This is a genomic window from Flagellimonas lutimaris, from assembly GCF_003581615.1.
GTDB classification, from domain to species: Bacteria; Bacteroidota; Bacteroidia; order Flavobacteriales; family Flavobacteriaceae; genus Flagellimonas; species Flagellimonas lutimaris.
The window spans coordinates 183,675-202,329 of the sequence record NZ_QXFH01000076.1; the positions used below are offsets into that span (position 1 = coordinate 183,675).

16 protein-coding genes are annotated in these 18,655 nt (G+C 41.4%); 6 read left to right on the forward strand and 10 right to left on the reverse strand.

What is annotated here, in order from left to right; genetic code table 11:
• Positions 1 to 111: 111 nt before the first annotated feature.
• From D2V08_RS13930 to D2V08_RS17380, 4 genes are all read right to left on the reverse strand, one after another.
• Positions 112 to 915: a hypothetical protein gene (locus D2V08_RS13930; protein WP_245980592.1), complete on the reverse strand. Its 804-nt coding sequence runs from the start codon at positions 913 to 915 to the stop codon at positions 112 to 114.
• 99 nt (positions 916 to 1,014) lie between these two features.
• The gene (locus D2V08_RS13935; RefSeq protein ID WP_119608820.1) at positions 1,015 to 1,680 is read right to left on the reverse strand and encodes a DNA-binding response regulator; all 666 of its coding nucleotides are present in this window, start codon (positions 1,678 to 1,680) and stop codon (positions 1,015 to 1,017) included.
• Positions 1,681 to 1,694: 14 nt separating this feature from the next.
• Entirely contained in the window at positions 1,695 to 3,566 is a 1,872-nt protein-coding gene (locus D2V08_RS13940; RefSeq protein ID WP_147374136.1) for an ATP-binding protein, read from the reverse strand.
• Between the two features lie 142 nt (positions 3,567 to 3,708).
• Positions 3,709 to 3,885: a hypothetical protein gene (locus D2V08_RS17380; protein WP_182835560.1), complete on the reverse strand. Its 177-nt coding sequence runs from the start codon at positions 3,883 to 3,885 to the stop codon at positions 3,709 to 3,711.
• Between the two features lie 384 nt (positions 3,886 to 4,269).
• Here D2V08_RS17380 and D2V08_RS13945 point away from each other — a divergent pair, with 384 nt between their 5' ends.
• Positions 4,270 to 5,043: a hypothetical protein gene (locus tag D2V08_RS13945; RefSeq protein ID WP_119608769.1), complete on the forward strand. Its 774-nt coding sequence runs from the start codon at positions 4,270 to 4,272 to the stop codon at positions 5,041 to 5,043.
• A gap of 78 nt (positions 5,044 to 5,121) precedes the next feature.
• Here the strand turns inward: D2V08_RS13945 and D2V08_RS13950 are convergent, their stop codons facing one another.
• The 6 genes from D2V08_RS13950 to D2V08_RS13975 all read right to left on the reverse strand — a co-directional run bounded on the left by D2V08_RS13950 (position 5,122) and on the right by D2V08_RS13975 (position 9,815).
• Entirely contained in the window at positions 5,122 to 6,708 is a 1,587-nt protein-coding gene (locus tag D2V08_RS13950) for a type IV secretory system conjugative DNA transfer family protein (RefSeq protein WP_119608770.1), read from the reverse strand.
• Positions 6,709 to 6,719: 11 nt separating this feature from the next.
• Complete coding sequence (mobB, locus tag D2V08_RS13955; protein ID WP_119608771.1) at positions 6,720 to 7,739, reverse strand: MobB family relaxase; 1,020 nt, start codon at positions 7,737 to 7,739, stop codon at positions 6,720 to 6,722.
• Between the two features lie 2 nt (positions 7,740 to 7,741).
• The gene (locus tag D2V08_RS13960; protein WP_119608772.1) at positions 7,742 to 8,329 is read right to left on the reverse strand and encodes a BfmA/BtgA family mobilization protein; all 588 of its coding nucleotides are present in this window, start codon (positions 8,327 to 8,329) and stop codon (positions 7,742 to 7,744) included.
• A 61-nt stretch (positions 8,330 to 8,390) separates the two neighbouring features.
• Positions 8,391 to 8,570, reverse strand: a complete 180-nt coding sequence (locus D2V08_RS13965) for a hypothetical protein (protein ID WP_147374138.1) — start codon at positions 8,568 to 8,570, stop codon at positions 8,391 to 8,393.
• Positions 8,571 to 8,951: 381 nt separating this feature from the next.
• Positions 8,952 to 9,401 carry a JAB domain-containing protein gene (locus D2V08_RS13970; RefSeq protein WP_119608774.1) on the reverse strand — a complete coding sequence of 150 codons (450 nt, stop codon included), beginning with the start codon at positions 9,399 to 9,401 and terminating at the stop codon, positions 8,952 to 8,954.
• A 66-nt stretch (positions 9,402 to 9,467) separates the two neighbouring features.
• On the reverse strand, positions 9,468 to 9,815 hold the full coding sequence (locus D2V08_RS13975; protein WP_119608775.1) for a single-stranded DNA-binding protein: 348 nt from the start codon (positions 9,813 to 9,815) through the stop codon (positions 9,468 to 9,470).
• 855 nt (positions 9,816 to 10,670) lie between these two features.
• On the opposite strand from D2V08_RS13975, the gene D2V08_RS13985 reads away from it, so the two are divergent.
• From D2V08_RS13985 to D2V08_RS14005, 5 genes are read left to right on the forward strand one after another with little or no spacing between them, the layout of a single operon-like run.
• Positions 10,671 to 10,868 carry a helix-turn-helix domain-containing protein gene (locus D2V08_RS13985; RefSeq protein WP_119608777.1) on the forward strand — a complete coding sequence of 66 codons (198 nt, stop codon included), beginning with the start codon at positions 10,671 to 10,673 and terminating at the stop codon, positions 10,866 to 10,868.
• A gap of 4 nt (positions 10,869 to 10,872) precedes the next feature.
• A complete protein-coding gene (locus D2V08_RS13990) occupies positions 10,873 to 13,977 on the forward strand; it encodes a site-specific DNA-methyltransferase (protein WP_119608778.1) in 3,105 nt (1,034 codons plus the stop codon).
• 3 nt (positions 13,978 to 13,980) lie between these two features.
• Positions 13,981 to 15,057 (forward strand): DNA-binding protein, encoded by a 1,077-nt coding sequence (locus tag D2V08_RS13995; RefSeq protein ID WP_119608779.1) that lies wholly within the window; start codon positions 13,981 to 13,983, stop codon positions 15,055 to 15,057.
• A gap of 1 nt (position 15,058) precedes the next feature.
• Positions 15,059 to 15,499, forward strand: coding sequence for a type II toxin-antitoxin system death-on-curing family toxin (locus D2V08_RS14000; protein WP_119608780.1), 441 nt, complete (start codon positions 15,059 to 15,061; stop codon positions 15,497 to 15,499).
• Between the two features lie 5 nt (positions 15,500 to 15,504).
• Entirely contained in the window at positions 15,505 to 18,606 is a 3,102-nt protein-coding gene (locus D2V08_RS14005) for a DEAD/DEAH box helicase family protein (RefSeq protein WP_119608781.1), read from the forward strand.
• Positions 18,607 to 18,655: the final 49 nt, after the last annotated feature.

Here is an 18,655-nt window from a genome sequence, read left to right on the forward strand (position 1 = left end):
ACAATCCCTTACAGAAATCTGTAAGGGATGATTTATTTGCCCTATAAATAGTCATAGTGTCTTATGACCAATTCCTGGGGCTATAATGGATAGTGGTATTAAATAATTCAGTTAATTCTCTTCATAAAAGAAGTCATGGAGTTCTATTAAACTACCTCGTTTGATTTGCACAAGATCTTGGGTTTTCTTCAAAAAAATACCAAGAGATCTTTCATTGTACACAAACTTCATTTGATCGGAATAATCTGTAACAACATACATATCCCCAGACATTTTATAAAACGGAATGATGTTTTTTCCTTTCACCTTAACTCCTCTATTTACAATCTTGCCATTAACAATATCCTTTTCGATATTGGAGTCTTTTCCAGACGCTATTTTGACATATGAAACCATCATCTTTGTCCACTCAGCTTTATTCAGCATAAACCAGTTTACCTTATTAAAATCAATGCCGTACTCATTGATCCATCCATGACTTGTGAATCCTAAAAGCACAAACTTTTCGCCATTTAAAACTGGGTCGTCTTGCGGTTCAAATTCTTGAATCTTAAAAGTGATCACCGATGCGGAAGACATATCCTTTAATTTTTTACCATCGAAGTCGACTGTCTTCAAAGAGAAGCTTGTCAACTGAGGATTATTGGATAATACCCATTGTGTTGCTGTCAACTCCGCTCTTTCCTTCATCTGTTCAACAGCTGCTATTCCAGTCCCAATAAGAGCCAATGCCCCAACAGCACCTGCTATTGCAGCTCCATCATTCTGAGCCTCGGTATGTTTTGGCACCATAATGCACAGCAACAATGCAATTAGGGAAACAACTTTGAACCTGTGGACCGACTCGGCACATGAGGTTATGGAAAATTTAAATGGAGTATAGGAGTTTCCTGAACTTGTACTTGTGAATTGCATTTTGACTAATTTGGTTCAGCACAATAATACGAGATTCACTCAATGTTAGTTTACAGATTTCTGCAAGGACAGGTCATTTTTCTCAATTCATAATCTACATTAGATTTTTTCCTCCCTAATCATCTTAGCAATCAAATGGTTGGTATTCTTGGCACCGAACTTATCAAACAGTTTGCTTACTCTTTTATCGATTGTGCTCTCACTATTGGGCGTGATATGCTCCCTTTTGAATTTTTCCGAAATTTCCTTTTTGGTAAGTCCGTCCGCCAAACCCTGCAAGATCATCAGATCGAATTCCTCGAGTTCAAATACATTGTTGGATACATTGAGATCAATCCCAGGTGAAACATAGGTACGGTTATGGAACACCTCCTGAACTGCATTTACCAATTCTTTGAGACCATGCCTGCCCTTGCAAACGTAACCATTGATCTTTGTTTCTTTAAAGAGTGCATTGACCTTGGCCGGATTATCCTCCATCGAGTTGACGATGATCTTGAGATTTGGCTGTATGGCCCTCGCGGCCCCTATCAGTTCCAATCCGGAAGTAAGCTTACGTTCCACATGATCTTCCTTAAAAAAAAGGTCTGTGATCAGCAATTCGAAGGGTTCGTTTTCACCTAGGGCATATTTTAAGCGATTGTGTGCCTTATCACAATAGAATTCCTCTTGTAGGCTAGGAATATGCAACTTTTCCCGCAACATCTCCGAAATACCCTGATTGGTATCCTGAAAATCCTCTGCGATCAATACTTTTTTGAACATAACCATGATTTGTGTTAAAATGGAATCGTGACCCGAACCGTAAAGCCCTCTCCCTTTCCAGTATCAAAAATAATGCTTCCGCCAATGGCCTGAATACGCTTTTCCGTATTCCTCAATCCATTTTTGGCGTTGAGTTCTTCCAGGGACGCACCCACCCCATTATCCGAATACTTCACCGTCAAGGTCTTTCCGGCACGTTTAAAGCCCAAGGTCACCATTTTGGCATGGCTATGCTTGCCCATATTGATCATGAGTTCCTGAAGCACCTTGAAAAGCACCTGTTGGGAAAGCGGGGCCATTTCGTTCCATTGAATATCCTTGACACCGGTGACAAAAAGGTTTGCATTTTTAGGGGTCCTGAAATGGAGCATTTCCAAAAACTCGTCCTTGAAACGACCACCTGTGCCCACTTCATTGATTGCTCTGGAAAAATTCCGGCTCTGATTGTAGAGCGCATCCAATTTATCCAGGACAGCTGACTTATCGGCATCGCTTTGCAACATCAACATGGTTTGATTGAGCCCTGCCCCGAAATCGTCATGTAGCCTACGGGACATCTCAGCTTCCGTTTCAAGAGTGGCCTCCAATTTTGCCAATTTGTTCCGTTCTTTCAATCGCTTGGTTCGTTGCCCGAAATAATAGATAACAAAGCTTAGGCCCAACAACAACACTATAGATCCCAAATAGGACATTGTTTTTTTATTGCGTTCCCTGGCCGTCAACAATGCCTGTTCTGCCTTCTCTTTTTCCAGCCTTAGAATGGATTCCTGCTTCAACTTATCGTCATATTTGTACTTCGCGAATTGGGTCTCGACACTTAACTCCTCTTTATAAAGACTATCATTCAGATGAACATATCGTTCATAGAGTTTTACATTGTTGGGCTGCAACTGGATCATAAAACGTAACGCATCCGTTTCCGCCCTAGGAACGTTCATTCTTTTTGAAACTTGGATCACAGAATCAAAATAAGCCATTGCCATTGGAGGTTTTTTTTTCATGTAAAACTCTCCCAAATGCGTATAGCTGGCCATCTGCCCCCTCATATCCGCTTTTTTTATCCGAATCGCCAATGCCTTTTGAAAAGAATCGTCAGCAATTTCTTGGCCCACTAGCCATTTCGTATAGGAAAGATTATCCAGTATCCTGGCATATCGGGCTGTGGAACTATCCAAGGAAGAATCCTTTAAGAGCCTTTCAAAAATAGCAATGGCCTTTTCGTATTTTCCATCATCCACGAGGGTGGCACCCAAATTATTCTCAAATGCGATTTTATCTTTTGCATTAACACTATTAGCTATAGCCTTTTCATAATAGGCTATGGCGTCCTTTAAATTGAACAACTTTCTGTGGTTGGTTGCCAAAAGATTGTAACATTGGACCAATTCATCCGTGTGCTCAGTGGCACTTAAAAATACTATGGCCTCAGTTACCGTTTCTTTACTTCCAAAAAAATCATTTTGATCTTTTTGAATCGTGGCCATATTCAATAATGTCTTCCCTACCCAACTACTGTCCTTAGCCAGTTCGAATTGGTTTTTAGCCGCGCTGTAATTCTCAAATGCCTTTTTATAATCGGATTCGACTCGGTCATGGTAATAACCCATAAGATAATATTGGGAAGCTTGTATCCGGGGCCAATTAATTCTAGCTGCTGTATTAATAAAGTTCCGATGGTGAAGCAATAAGCTGTCATACTCCCCAGCTTGAAATAGTAAAGAACTTTTCTGGTACAACAAGTTACCAAGAACGGAGTCATTCTTTAGATTCTTTGCCAAGTATATGGCCCTATCCAAGCTTTTACTTTTTTCGGTAATGGAAATATCTTCTCCGATGGAACGATCGTAATAGATTTGTATGCTGTCATACTTCACTATGGTGTCCATCGTCCCTTTTTTATCGGATGGCACACAGGAAACAAGAATTGTCAGTATGATAAGGAATGAATAAGGTTTCAAGTACAGGAGGTTGGTTCATAAAAAAGCCATGCCCGATATCCAGGCATGGCTCAAATTAATGAAATTATTATTACTGATCCCCTCCTCCTGGTGGTGGGGGAGGTGGAGGTGGTGGTGGATTTTCATCATCCCCTTCGGTTGCAACGGTTTGGAAGAGCATCTCGGTATCGGCCACATCTTCCTTGGCACAAGAAAATAAGAACATATTGAAAACTACGGCCAATAAGGCCAAATGAATTTTTTTCATCTTTATGAAATTTTAAGATTGAACAAAGAGGGGGCTGTCCGGATTTTCCAGAGCGATGTTGCTTTTCAGCCACCCTGTGAGTTTTGGAGTACTCCTTTGCTATGGTTGGAAAGTGAAAACTGCATGTGACCCTTTAGGCTACTTTCCAATGAACCCTATACAGGTCACATTGCAGCATTCCATAAAAATGAATTTTCTAGAATGGCTATGTCAGCAACACATAGCGGAATCCATTTTCTGAGACAAAGTAAAGTGAGATGTTGATTTGAATCGTGGACAAAGCATGGACTTGTATTGGACATCTTTTGGACACCAGTGACAACAAGCGTTTACAGCTGAAATTGGACAGAACCTGTCTTGAGGAAATTTGTATTTTTAACCATTATGGATGACAACAGAATCGGTGAAATCGTTCAAAAGGTCTTCGCCAAGGCCAAAAGGGAGTGTATCTCCCAAAAGAAAAATGCCCTTGCCAAACACATTGCTCACCAGATCCAGGAAAATCATGGCTATATCAGTTATCGCACCTTGGAAAGGGCCTACGACCGCCATATCCTTGAGGACAGTACCGTAAGTGAACGTAATGCAGAGAGCATTGATCTGTTTTGCCAATATCTGGGATATGAAAATTACCAGGACTTTATAAAAAAAGAAAACCGGGCCAAAGGTGCCTCGCAGGAGGAGCCTCCTACGGGTCCAAATACAAAAAAAACGAATGTAACATACTATCTATTGGCAGCGATCTTTGTCGTTGTCCTAATGCTTGTTATGCTTGGGGCATGGCCTTTTGGAAACAATACCGCAAAGAAGGAGACCACTGTAAATTGTATGACCTGGGCCGACTCCCTATATGTACCTATATCCTGTGATATCGCACCCTTATCAACCTATGGAACGCCTGTCGTACCCATTGATCCCATAAAAATGAAAAACTTCAAAAAGGTCAAAGTGAATATAGCCACCAGGTTTTTTTCAGAGCACACCAACGAGCCTCGGTTTTGGTACTACAAGAACAAGCAGGGAGAAATAGAATATTTCACCGCTCCCGGACTCCACCCCATCACCGGGAAGACCTTGGATGAAATCACCGAATATATCATTCAAAAATATGTTCCTAAACATATGAACAGGCCGGACTCCTTTGTTGAGGAACGGTAGAAAAACCATGGTCCACGGAATGAAGTTCTCCAAGTTCCAATTCACTTCAATGGGACACACTTAAAGCCCTAAAGGCTGTTATTGCTTAAATATATTCCTTACTTCACGGTGCACCTTCAAATAATGTTGCTCCAGGTCGGCCTCGTTATGGGTCTTGGGCTTTGGCAAACCTCTTTCAATTTGGGGCCTTGGAAACTGTACTTTCCTGTCCTTCCCGTCCGAAAACACCACAAACTCGCCCTGTTTCAACCGAAAGAAAACCTCTGCCCTGCGTTTGGACACTTCCTTTTCCCCTTGCGTAATCCGTCGTTCCAGATTCAGGCCAGAGCTCTTGCTCACGCTCCGGGTGGGTATTTTTACCAACTCAAAGAACCGCTCATAATATCGGGCAGTATCAGGGTCGTTGACTTTCCCAAAAAACTGATAGGACAGGTTGGAGAGTATGGCCTTACTGGCCTTCTCCCCGTACATCATATCATTTTGAACCTTGTCCTGGAGCACATAGACACTTACGATACCATAACTCCGTAATGTGGCCGGTATGCGGTGCATGTTCAATAGCCGTAAGGTGGAAGCCTCTTCCAATAGCATAAAGGAAGGTTTTCTATCTCGTTGCGACATCTGTTTGGAGATGGTGTGGATAATGGTCGCAATCACAGGGGAAAGGGAAGCATCCTTTTGTGGATTATTGACCAAAGCGATTACCGCAGGATGTTCTTCATTATTGATGTCCAAGGAGATTTCATCCGCAGATAGGACCATAAAAATTTTTCGGGTGCTGATCTTTTTAATGGCATTGGCCAGGGTACTGAGCACCCCTGCCGTCTGCCGTTCCGATCCCACCCCGCTGATAAAGGCATCGGCCATGGCCCTAGAGGTGATGTTCCCCCTTAGGAACTTGATCAGGCTTTTGGTGCCCAACTGTTGGTAAAGCGCCATGAGATGGGGCAAGGTACAATAAGCGGGGTAGTCCGTTTTCAATCGCCAGATGAGCCCACTGATCAGTCCTTCCGCGGCATCCTTAAAAAAGCGTGAAGTACTGTTCTCATCGGAATCCCGATGTTCCATCAGGTTTTCCAATAGCACCCGGGATACCTCGTGTACACTTTCCTCATCGAGCAGATAGTGGGGTGCTATGGGATTTACACGATGATGGATGGGCCCGAAGGATACTATCCGAAAGGGAATTTGTTCATCTTGCCAGAGGGGATAGGCCATTTCCGTAATCTCAAAGTCTTTATAATCATGGATGATCCCAGAGAAATGTTGCTTCTGAAAATGTTGTAGCAAACCATAAATGACACTTTCTGTCTTCCCGCTACCCGCGGAGGCCATCACCGATATGCCGCGACGGATGTTCCCTAAGACCAAAGGCCTTCCCCTGACCTTTAATTTGACCTCGAAAACCTTTGATGCTTTGATTAGATCTTTATGATAATCCACCAAACCGTAGATTACGGTATGCGTAAAAAATAGCGGAAGCCATAGCACTAGGGCTTGTTCCAAAAATAGCATCCATCCCCTACTCCATTCTATGAAGATCATCACCAACATAAACAGAACCAACCCGAATAGGTAGCCCTGCTTAAGGTAGCGGTGGAGCACTACCGAAATACCAGTACCCAACAACCATCCCATCACTAAATAGCTCAAATTGATTTCCATAACACTTTGTTTTATATCCCTATGGAACCCGATTCCAATGCCTTTCCGATACCCTTTTTGAGTTGCAACATCGCCTTATAGGCCAATTGGGCCTTATTGGTCGGAATACTGGGCACCTTGACTCCCGCTTTGAACAACAATTGCCGTGCGGCCTGTCGTTCATGGGCCGGCAATCCTAAAAGGGCCGTAAAGAACCTTTTGGGGTCTTTGTCAAGGAGATTTCGGGCGTTATAGGTCTCCACAAAGTTTCTGCGATATCCAAACTGTTTATCAAAGGTCTTTTCCGCTGCCCGATAGAATTTATCGCGATCAAAACCCTGCTTGACCTTTTCACCGTTTAGGGTGGTTTCCGAAGTCCGGAACTTGGACCCAGGGGAAAGGCTAAGGGTATTGGTCACATCCTTGCGGCTTACGATGATATGAATATGGCTCTGGTGCCCTTCCTTTGCCATCCCTGTAACAATACGTTTGCCATTCAGTTTATGTGGTGCTTCCTGTTCCAATACCTGAATCTTTTCCTGAAGATGGGCTATATCGCCTTGCTCCCTTCCCTGTTTGATGGCCCTTACCTGGTGCTGTAGTTCTAAAATTTTACTGGCAAAAGGCTGGTTTTCCTGTACCGCCCTGTCCTTTTCGGAATAGCTCCGTTCCCGCTCCAGCTTCGCGAAATAAAGCACATCCTTCACTGTCACTACCTTGTCTCGATAAAAGGCCGCTGCATAAGTGTTCATCAGTTCGCGGGTATACTGTCTCAACTTTTCTGGATCGTTCCCGATATGTCTGAGTTCCGCTTGGGAGGGACTGACCATAATGGAATAGAACTTGGGATCCTTTTTACTAAGCTTGGCCGTATTGGCATCGATTTCGGCAATGACCTGCTCCGCATCGATATCATGTTCCGTCTGGTTAAAAAATCGTTCTTGGGCCTCCAAGGGCTTTCCTTCGTTTTCCTTTTCCAGGTATTTGACAAAATCCCGAGCACTGCCTTGATAGTTGGCCCCCATGTGTTGGCGTGTAATGGCGATATACATAATTAAAGGTTTTGAAGTTTTGTTCGGTATTTCTCGATGGCTCCGGGTTTGAGGTCCAGTTTAAGATGCTCCTTACCAAAAGGGTTCTTGGCCACGGACACATGATCCAATACATGTTCAAAATCGGTTTTCAGTTCCTCGAGTTGCTCGCACAGCCGTTCATGAACGATCTTGGGCACGGTAATCTCTGTATCCAATAGTTGAGGCTCTGTAGGTGGTGATTTCTCTGTCAATTGCTGTTCAAAAAACTCAAAATCGCCTTCCCATTCCTCATCGGTTTCGGCATCCAACTCTTGTTCAAAGAGGGCCTGGATCATACTGACGGTGGGCAAGGTCTGTTCCTTTTCGATACTGCGTAAAATGGCCACCATGGCATTAAAGCGTCGCTTCATGAACAATTTCATACTGGCCAAGGTCTCCCCGAGGTGTTGGTCCGGATCGATACCATGACGTTCAAAAAAATCGATCATGGACAACAAGGTCATGGATTGGGACTTACCAAACCGTTTGGAAAACCGTCTAAACTTCAAGAGTACCGGTTCCTTGATGCTCAGGCTTTTGAAACGCTCATTTTTGTCCTTATTTTTCATATTTCCGTGAAAAATCGCTTGATTTCATTGGGACTGAGGCCGTTTTCCGTGAAAAACATCTTTAGCCCACTTTTCCATGTCCCACCCAATCCCTATAAACACTGGCCATACGGGGCATATATGATCGGTAGCGTTGCGCCAGCACGCTATCCTCTTGCTCTTCTTTTTTGTCCCGCCGGGACAAAAATGCATCGCACAACTTGGTTCCATTCCTTTCTGAAAACCCTGTTTGCGTTAACAAAACAAGTTATCAGCATAAGGGTTTATGGACCAGTTGCCGTAGTTCTGTAAAAGTCAAATCAAAGGGTACGGACTTTTGGAAAGTCAAAGCTGTATGTAATGGCAGTTACCATGGACGTGCCGTACCATTTCGCCATGGACTGTATTGGCTTAAAGTTACACATATTGGTCTAGAGAAAATAGAAAAACCCAATCATAATGATTGGGTCGATTTGGTTCATCGCGTACAAAAAATATGCTTACTGTAATATCATTTGACAACCTTTGTCATAGATTCCAAAGTTCAGGGTCAAAACCATAGGAATAGTCCTTTGTGTCGTGATACTTCGCTTCCCTTTTTTTAGGTTCAGGTGTCATTGGCTTTGAAGGCCTTTGTACAAATTTATAGGATACCATAATCCGCAAAACTATAGTAGCGTCCATCAGGTGCCATTATGATATGATCTAGGACCTGGACATCGAACAGGCGTGCCGCCTCTTTGATCTTTTGGGTCAATTGCTTATCGGCTTCACTGGCTTTCAATTGCCCGGAGGGGTGGTTATGGGCAAGAATGATACCGACGGACAGGGTTTTTAGGACAATGGCAAAAAGGATGCGCAGGTCCACCAAGGTTCCCGTGATACTCCCTTGGGAAAGTGAATAAATGCCCTTAACCTTATTGGATCGGTTGAGCAAAAGGATCTTAAAGGTCTCATGGAGTCCTATGGTATCCATATCCCAGTGGTTGAAGAGCAAACTCGACACTTCCTTGGAATTTGACAGGGACTGGGATTTCAGGGTACTGGGCTTCTCCTGATAACTGATCTGTATTTCGTTGACATTGTGTTCCATTTTCGTGGTGTTATAGATTAAAAAAGGATTGGGGTGCCCGAGGTAGAACTTGGGCACCCATCACCATTACTCCTCGCTGGTCGATCCGCCCAACAATAGGATCTCGCTCGCTATCACTTCGGTGACGTAGCGTTTGTTCCCTTCCTTGTCCTCGTAGGAACGGGAGGTCAGTTTCCCTTCGATGGCGATTTCCTTGCCCTTAGCCACGAAACCCTCGATGATATCGGCCAGCTTCCCCCATCCGATGACGGTATGCCATTCGGTATTGGTTACCCGCTCCCCATCCTTGTTCTTGTAATGTTCATTGGTGGCCAAGGTAATTCGTGCCACACGTTTTCCGCCGTCAAGATTAGTAATTACAGGGTCCTGCCCCACATTTCCGATTAGTTGTACTTTGTTTCTCAATGTACTCATGATTAAAAGTTTTTAATGGTCTGCTGTCTTCCTCTTTTGGATGCATCAGCAAACAGGGTTAAAAATTTCCCCTCTATTTTTTTGGTCATTGTCTCCCAAATTTTAAGGGGCGTTTGTTTGCTTCTTACGTGCGCAGCACCATAAAAGAAGGGGGTTCTGTCCAGGCTTTTGGAACAGAAATCGGGAGGCTCCACAACGTAGCAAAACCTTTAGGTTTTCAAGGAAGTGGAAACCCTAATTATGGACAAAACAGGGCTTGGCCTTGACAGGTTCAATAAGGGCCCTTGGGCATTCCTTCAGACCCAAGGGCAAGGAAGCGTACGGAAAGTTAAGCGAGCGAAGTCCTTGGTGTCCTGATTGGAAGGCACCGGGCACTGCCCTGTTTTTCGACGCACCGAAAAACAACCAGGGCTTCTTTTATTACAGAACCCTTAAAATTTGAACGGCGTACACCCGGATTTGCGGCCTTACAAGGCAAAACCGCAAGAAGGGTTTGTGAAGGAAGGACGTACCAAAAATCCGGGTGTACGACTTCCTTTTTGGTGACATACCATCAATAAAAGCACAAAACTTAAATAAACTTATTTACAAACTGTAGGATTAAATTTGGTACCGAGCTGGACAAAAAAGGTACCAAGCTATTTCACGTGATTGACCGAAGGAACAAGAAATTACGGAAAAACAAATCTAAAAGGTACCAAGCTGTTCGCAAAAAGGTACGGAGCTTAAAATGTTTACTATTTAATGGGGGGTAGATGATTTACAAGGCGATGCAATTAGTCTAACACTTTTTATATTGAAAAACGAGATATCAGAAATTAAACAGCTATCTTGGCTACATAAATTTATACGGACATGAACCGAATAAAGGAAGTACTTGAAGAAAAGGGAATCAAACAAAAATGGTTGGCCGAACAACTTGGCAAGAGTTATAACATGGTCAACGGTTATGTCCAGAACCGACAACAACCACGACTTGAAATTCTTTATGACATTGCTAAAATTCTTGACGTTGATGTCAAAGATCTATTGATAGAAATTAAGAAAGACTAACAGAATGCCTGAAAACAATACATCGCTTGACCAACTAAAATCCTTCCTTAATCAACTCTTCCAGTTCGATTCGCAAGATTTGGATTTTGGTGTTTACAAAATATTGCATTACAAGAAAAAAGAGATTGCCACCTTCATAGATCAACTTTTGGTAACTAAGGTAAAAGCGGCGTTGCAGACTTTATCAGCTGACGAAGCCAAGCAAGTGCAAGACCAAATTACTGAAATGGAGAAATCCACTTCGCTTAAAAAGTGGTTGGAAGCCGTTGAGAAAAAAGATGAGACGCGCTTGGCCATCTATGAGGAAGACTACAAAGAGGAAATAGTCCAGTACAAAGAACTCAAGGCGAAGGAAACTGAATCCTCTGTTTCGGTAGAGACGGAGAATCAGATATATAACCACCTAACCTTATTCTTTTCCCGCTATTATGATAAAGGCGACTTCATTAGCAAACGGAGGTTTGGGAAGAACGAGAAGTATGTAGTGCCTTACAATGGGGAAGAAACCCACTTTCATTGGGCCAATCAAGATCAATATTACATCAAATCATCTGAGACCTTTAATCAGTATGCATTCAAAGTTCCTACCTCAGGGGGCGAGCTCGTAATAAATTTCAAGTTAACCGAAGCCCAGATTGAGCAAGGTAATGTAAAAGAAAGTGAGAACAATTATTTTATCCTATCTGAAAAAGAAGCTGACATCAATAATGAAGAAGCCACTTTCTACTTTGAGTATAGGGCTTTAAATGATGAAGAAAAGAAAAGAGTGAAGGGCAATAGCAAGCAGGACACTTTGGACGACATCGCTTTTGATGCCTTGAAAAAGAAATTTGGCACCAATCCAGAATTCGCCAATCTATGGAAAGAACAAGAAGGCAAACCCTTACTCTTAAAGAAGCTCCAGCACTATACCCGAAAGAACAAGTATGATTTCTTTATTCATAAGAACCTGAAAGGCTTTTTGGAAAGGGAGTTGGATTATTACATCAAGAGCGAATTGATAAATGTGGATGACCTTTATGTAACCGATACTGATGCTCACTTTGATAGGCTGAAACATAACCTCAAAACCATTAAGGTATTCAAATCCATAGCCGATACCATCATTGAATTTGTTAGCCAAATAGAAGACTTTCAAAAAAAGCTATGGGAGAAAAAGAAGTTTGTGCTTAGTACCGAATGGGTCATTACCATTGACCGCTTGGTGGAATATATAGGTGAAGAAGCAGCCAAACCTATATTGGAAGAGGTCATTAAAAATGAAAAGCAGTTAGCTGAGTGGAAAGCCTATAATTTAGTCCAGACAACACCCACCTATGATAACCTTAAAAGTCAAGGTAAGTGGTTAAAAATGAGTGTAGATACGAAGCACTTTGATTCAAATTTCAAAGAACATTTACTCTCTGCACTTTCAAATAATATTAACATATCGGAGAAACTAGATGGTCTAGTAATTAACTCTGATAATTACCACGGAATCAACCATATTCAGAATACTGAACAAAAAACTATTCAGTGTATTCACATAGACCCTCCTTACAATACGGCAACCAGTGGCTTCCTATACAAGAACACCTATGAACACTCTAGTTGGTTGTCAATGATGGATAATAGGTTAAGAATTAGTTTAGATCTCTTGAAGGATACAGCATCGTATCATGTCCATATAGATGAGAATGAGTATGAAAGGCTACACTCTCTTTTCAACAATTACAACCTTTACAATGCAGGTCCCATTATTTGGGACAAACGTAATCCGATGAATGGTGGTAGTGGTGTAGCAACTCAGCATGAATATATCATTTGGAGAACTCTTGATAATCACATCATTCATGCTCGCAATAAGAACATCCTTGAAATGCTAAAAAAGGTTGATGAGTTAATAGAATCAGAGGGAGACTTAAACGATTCGGTGAGAAAGAAATTTTCATCATGGGTCAACTCGAATAAAAGTTTATCAGGTGGTGAAAAGGCATACAGATATATTGATGACAATGGAAGGCTTTATCAAAGTGTAAGTCTTAGGGCACCCGAACCCAGAGCGGATGAAAAATTCCATCAACCACTAATTCATCCTGATACTAAAAAACCATGTGCCATGCCACCGAATGGGTTTTCTAGGACTCCAGAGACTTTAAAGGAGATGATGAACAATAGTGAAATTCTCTTTGGTAAAGATGAAACCACACAACCTCGTCAAAAAGTTTATTTAAAAGAAACAACCAAAAGGCAATTATCATCACTAATCCAAGATGGCAAGAAAGGTAAAGCAGATACCAAGCCTTTAGGACTTGACTTTCCTTATTGTCACCCTACTTCACTCTATATAGAATTAATTGGTGCATCGAATGTTGAAAATTCAGACACTGTTTTAGACTTTTTTGCAGGATCAGGTACGACCTTCCATTCAGTTCAATTGCTGAATAAAGAAGATAAACTAACTCGAAAATGCATATTGATTGAACAAGGTCATTATGTATCAACTATTATAAATCCCAGAGTCAAAAAAATTGCCTACAGCTTCGATTGGAAGGATGGTAAACCAAAAGACGGCAGTATGAACGGTCTTGGGGTATTCTTCAAATACCAACGTTTAGAACAATATGAAGAAGCCTTGGAAAACATCGCCTTCAATGCATCGAAAGATGCTACTCAAAAGGCATTGGAGTTTGAGCAGTATATCCCAAAATACTTTTTGGAATTTGAAACCAAAGGCAGCCAGACCTTGGTGAACACAGCAGCCATGCAAGACCCTTGGGATTACAAACTTAAAGTATGGGATGGCTTCACCTATGACAATGAGCAAGCTGTTGATTTGGTGGAAACCTTTAACTATCTCATAGGACTGCATATGCAAAAATGTATTACCAAAGAACTCAGTGATAAGAAGTATCAATTCGTTTATGGTAACAACAATGCCAACAAAAACATTTTGGTGGTATGGCGTTCGGTAAAAGATTGGAGTATGGAAGATTTCAAGGCGGACGCAGTTGCATTGAAAACAGAGCTGAAAGCTTTTGAGTATGATCTGCTCTACATCAACGATCAGGCACACATTGAAAGCTATCAACCCATTGAAGAAGTATTCAAGAATAAAATGCTATCCTAAGATATGGCCAAAGATTTAACCACATCCAACGTACACAGGAAGAATATACTCAATAACAAGTATGCCCTTCAAGAAATTGAACAAGAGGTGGCTTTTCCTGGAATTCTTTTCGAAGGAAGCTTACGCTACACCAAACGTCAAATCGCTCAATTCTTTGACATAGACGAAAGAACCATTAACCGGTATTTGGAGCAACATGAAGCTGAATTTGCAGGCAATGGCTACGAAGTGCTTAGCGGGAAGCGACTAAGGGAATTCAAAGAAGCTTACGAGCAGTATATCAGTGACTTGCCAGATGTTAAGGACATGAATGTCCCGAACATGCCCGATGGTAGCGACACTGATGCCGCCAACATATCCAAAGCCCCAAAAGTAGGTGTTTTCAGCTTCCGTGCATTTCTGAATATCGGTATGCTACTTACAGAAAGTGATAGAGCGAAACAACTTCGCGCCCTTATCTTGGATATTGTAATTGATACCATCAACAGTAAAATTGGTGGCAACACAAAGTATATAAACCAACGGGAAGAGGAGTTTCTACCGAGTGCCATTAGAGAATTTAACTACCGTCAGGCGTTTACTGACGCCTTGGATGATTGCATTGTGGAAAATAAGTGGAAATACGCTCAATTCACGGATGCAGTTTACAAATCCATTTTTCACGAAAATGCCAAAGAATATAAAAAGATACTTAATCTAAAATCCAAAGATTCAGCCCGCGACACGATGTATTCAGAAGTGTTGGATTTGATAGCTGCTTATGAAAATGGCTTTGCGGATATACTTTGTAAAAAGAAAGAAGAGATAGGTCGTGAGTTGACCATGCCTGAAGCGCAACAGCTATTCAAACAGTTCGAACAGTTCCACGATGCCGCTTTTAAGCCACTTCTAGAAAAAGCGAGAACATTAATGGCAAGCCGGGACATGGTTTTTCGTGATGCGTTACATGAGAAACTAAAAAGTTATGTCACACATCTTACAGCCGAAGAATTTGATAAGTTCTTAGGAGATAAAAGCAAAGCACTTGAAGAACGTCTTAAAGATAATATGGATGTTTTCAAAAGATTAAAAAACCGCTAAGATGGCATTCAACTATTTTGACATAGCGCATGCCATCGAAACCCATGATTTCATCATTGATGAATCAGGTGGTTCACACGGAATCAGAGACATTGGACTTTTGGAAAGCGTTTTAGACCATATTCAAAATGATCTTTATTATCCAGAGTTTGAGACAAAGGTTGCTCATTTAGTCTTTTCAGTCAACAAAAGTCATGCATTCAGTGACGGCAATAAAAGAAGTAGCATAGCACTGGGTGCCTATTTTCTTGAGCTTAATGGGCTTGATTATTGTTTGGACCGTTTCATCATTGAAATGGAGAACATTTCAGTACATGTTGCAGACAACCGAATAGACAAAGACCTTCTATATGAGATTATCTATTCAATCATAAATGAGGATGATTTTAGTGAGGAGCTGCGCATTAAAATTATTGATGCAACTAACCAACAAGACAATTAAAAAGTATGCAACTAGAAAAACAATTAGTCCTTTTCAGGTACATCTTGTATCAGTTGGGTTATGAGGCCTTTGAAGATTTGCGGGATGAGTTTAACAACAAAGAGTCAGGCACCAGCTCAACGGGCTACACCTATTTTGCGAGTACACTCATGTCTAACGCAGACAAACACATTGAAGACCGTGCTATACAGCAATATGATGAAGCCATACAAGGCTATGAGAAAAAACTACGTGAAAACCGAGCGGAACCATTTCTCACATTCAAATACTATCAATGGTTAGCTCTATTATTTACCGAGTACTTTTTTGATCAATACAGCAATAACATTAGCCAATTAATAGGTCAATTAAATGCGTATTCCGAAGGAAGCAAAGACTTCAAGCAAATAGAGCCCTACACCGAAAAAGACATAAAGAAATTAGCCTATTGGATGGCAACCGGTAGTGGCAAAACACTCTTAATGCATTGCAACTATTGGCAAATCACCAAATACTTCAAAGAATGGGAAAACATCATTCTCATTACGCCAAATGAGGGTTTGAGCCGACAACACTACGAAAACTTTGTGGAAAGTGGTATTCCCGCAAAGCTCTACTCCGGTAGTGAAGAAAGCCTAAAAACCAAAGAAGGTGAAATTCTCATTTTGGAAATTACCAAATTGGTTAAAGACAAAGAAGGAGAAGGTGTCAGTGTTGATGTAGATTACTTCTCTGAGTCAAAAAACTTGGTTTTTATCGATGAAGGGCACAAGGGCAACAAATCGGATGAGCAGACATGGAAATCCTACAGGGAATTCCTTACTCGTGGAGAAGGATCATTCACTTTTGAATACTCTGCAACATTTGGTCAGGTAATAACAAGTAAGAATACGTTTCTATTTGACGAATATGCCAAGGCAATCATTTTCGACTACTCCTATCGCCATTTCTATACAGATGGATATGGGAAAGACTTCAGTGTATTCAACCTTGACACCAAGAATGAATACAGCGAAGAACAAAACAAACTCCTCCTTACAGCCAGTTTATTAGGCTATTATGAACAGCTTGAACTGTTCGACAACTATGAAAAGGAACTACGACAATACAATATAGAAAAACCCCTATGGATATTTGTTGGAAGCCGAGTAATCAGTTCAGGAAAAACACAATCAGATAAATCTACGATTTCGGATGTATCCCGTATTATCAAGTTCTTCAAATATGCACTTGCATCACCGGCTTCTTTGCAAGTTGATATTGATAAAATCCTCAATGATAGTACAGGGCTGCGGGATGCAGATGGAAACGATATTTTCAAAGGACACTTTGAATATCTCAAAACATCCAAACCCATTGCTGAAATCATTCTCAGCAAGGTATTCCATGGGATAGGAAACATTGAGGCCTTCCAGGTAAAACAGGCGGAAGGCGAAATTGCATTAAAGACCAGAACCAGTGATCAATACTTCGCAGTAATCAATATTGGGGATGTCCCCAAGTATTCAAAAACGCTCGAAGCGGATACGGATGGGGAACTGACCATTCAGGATGACAACTTCTCCAACTCCTTATTTCAGGCCATATCAGAGACCAATTCCACCATCAATATTTTAATTGGTTCCAAAAAGTTCATTGAAGGCTGGAATTCATGGAGGGTTTCAAGTATGGGATTGATGAACATGGGCAAAAGTGAAGGTGCCCAAATCATACAGCTCTTTGGCCGTGGTGTTCGTTTAAAGGGCAAGAATCTTTCCCTAAAACGTGAAGAAGCCAATGCGCCTTACCATATCCGAGCATTGCAGACCATTTCCATAATGGGGTTGAACGCGTCATACATGAACCGATTCTTAACAGAAATCGAAAAAGAAGTGCCGGACTACACCAATGTACCCATAGAAATCAAACTCAACCATAAAGAGCTTTGGGACGGACAAATAATGACCTTCAAAAAGCAAGAAGGAAAATCCTTTAAGGATGAACTGATCGCATTGGAATACAGCACGGATGTAGCCCAAAGGGTAACCATTGATATGCGTAATAAGATCAGCATAGCTTCAGGGGGATTTAATAGTCAGGTAGCAGAAAGTGCAGAAGGTTTTCAAGAAAATTTCCTCAAGGAATTTCGTGACTTCATCGATTACAACGCCCTTTCATTGGAAGCAAACAGATATAAATTGGTAAAAGGGTATCACAACTTGATGATACATCAATCCGTACCAAGGGAACTTATCGAAAATGGTGGTTTCAACCTCTTAAGCCACAAAGGCCAGTTTGGCATCAATGAGGCAATTTCAGGCAAAATCCAAGGCGTAGCCGTGAGTTTAGTAAAGGACTACATCAATAAGTTCTATGCCGATAAAGAGAAGGCATTCCTATCCAAATACCTCACCTATGACATGCTGACCCATACAGCACATGAAGACATGTTCCCGGCTTCACATACAATGATTGTGAAGGTACCACAGAAATATCGGAAAGAAGGGTACATTGAAGAGTTGGAGGAGGCGGTTAAAACGATGTATGAAAATGATGACAAGAAAGTATTGCCCTCCATCCACTTTGACAAACACCTTTATTCGCCCATTGCCTCAATCGCGGATGGCCAGAAATTCAAAGAAATCAAAACCGTTCCGGTAAGGTTGAATGAAGGTGAAAGGGACTTTATTGAACACCTACGCCAGTTCGTTAAAGAATCTGACAAATTCAAGGACAAGCAACTATTTGTGCTTCGGAACCTATCTGTAAAGGGTATCGGATTCTTTATGGACAGCTCCTCCTTTTACCCCGACTTTATCCTTTGGGTAGTTGATGGTAAAAAGCAGTATATCTACTTCCTAGATCCGAAAGGAATATTACTTGGGGAAACACATTTCAATAATCCAAAAGTGTTGTGGTGCAGCAATGATGCATCTATATTGGAAGCTAAAATTCAGGCAGACTTAAAAAATGACAAGAAAGATTTTGAAGTGTATATATCAGCATTCATTCTTTCAGTAACACCTTTTGAAAAGGTTAGAAAGGTATGGAGCGATGGAAATGTCACAAGAGAGGAATTTACCAAAAACAAGGTATTATTTATCGAAAATAGTAAAGAATACTTAATCGAAATCTTTGATAATCTATAGTACCTATGATTATATAATTCCCAACTTTAAATTAAGGAATATGGATTAC

Excerpts from the sequence above, each read along its gene's own strand:
- D2V08_RS13930 (WP_245980592.1), bottom strand. The coding sequence starts at position 915 with ATGCAATTCACAAGTACAAGTTCAGGAAACTCCTATACTCCATTTAAA.
- D2V08_RS13935 (WP_119608820.1), bottom strand. The coding sequence starts at position 1,680 with ATGTTCAAAAAAGTATTGATCGCAGAGGATTTTCAGGATACCAATCAG.
- D2V08_RS13940 (WP_147374136.1), bottom strand. The coding sequence starts at position 3,566 with ATGGACACCATAGTGAAGTATGACAGCATACAAATCTATTACGATCGT.
- D2V08_RS17380 (WP_182835560.1), bottom strand. The coding sequence starts at position 3,885 with ATGAAAAAAATTCATTTGGCCTTATTGGCCGTAGTTTTCAATATGTTC.
- D2V08_RS13945 (WP_119608769.1), top strand. The coding sequence starts at position 4,270 with ATGGATGACAACAGAATCGGTGAAATCGTTCAAAAGGTCTTCGCCAAG.
- D2V08_RS13950 (WP_119608770.1), bottom strand. The coding sequence starts at position 6,708 with ATGGAAATCAATTTGAGCTATTTAGTGATGGGATGGTTGTTGGGTACT.
- mobB (WP_119608771.1), bottom strand. The coding sequence starts at position 7,739 with ATGTATATCGCCATTACACGCCAACACATGGGGGCCAACTATCAAGGC.
- D2V08_RS13960 (WP_119608772.1), bottom strand. The coding sequence starts at position 8,329 with ATGAAAAATAAGGACAAAAATGAGCGTTTCAAAAGCCTGAGCATCAAG.
- D2V08_RS13970 (WP_119608774.1), bottom strand. The coding sequence starts at position 9,401 with ATGGAACACAATGTCAACGAAATACAGATCAGTTATCAGGAGAAGCCC.
- D2V08_RS13975 (WP_119608775.1), bottom strand. The coding sequence starts at position 9,815 with ATGAGTACATTGAGAAACAAAGTACAACTAATCGGAAATGTGGGGCAG.
- D2V08_RS13985 (WP_119608777.1), top strand. The coding sequence starts at position 10,671 with ATGAACCGAATAAAGGAAGTACTTGAAGAAAAGGGAATCAAACAAAAA.
- D2V08_RS13990 (WP_119608778.1), top strand. The coding sequence starts at position 10,873 with ATGCCTGAAAACAATACATCGCTTGACCAACTAAAATCCTTCCTTAAT.
- D2V08_RS13995 (WP_119608779.1), top strand. The coding sequence starts at position 13,981 with ATGGCCAAAGATTTAACCACATCCAACGTACACAGGAAGAATATACTC.
- D2V08_RS14000 (WP_119608780.1), top strand. The coding sequence starts at position 15,059 with ATGGCATTCAACTATTTTGACATAGCGCATGCCATCGAAACCCATGAT.
- D2V08_RS14005 (WP_119608781.1), top strand. The coding sequence starts at position 15,505 with ATGCAACTAGAAAAACAATTAGTCCTTTTCAGGTACATCTTGTATCAG.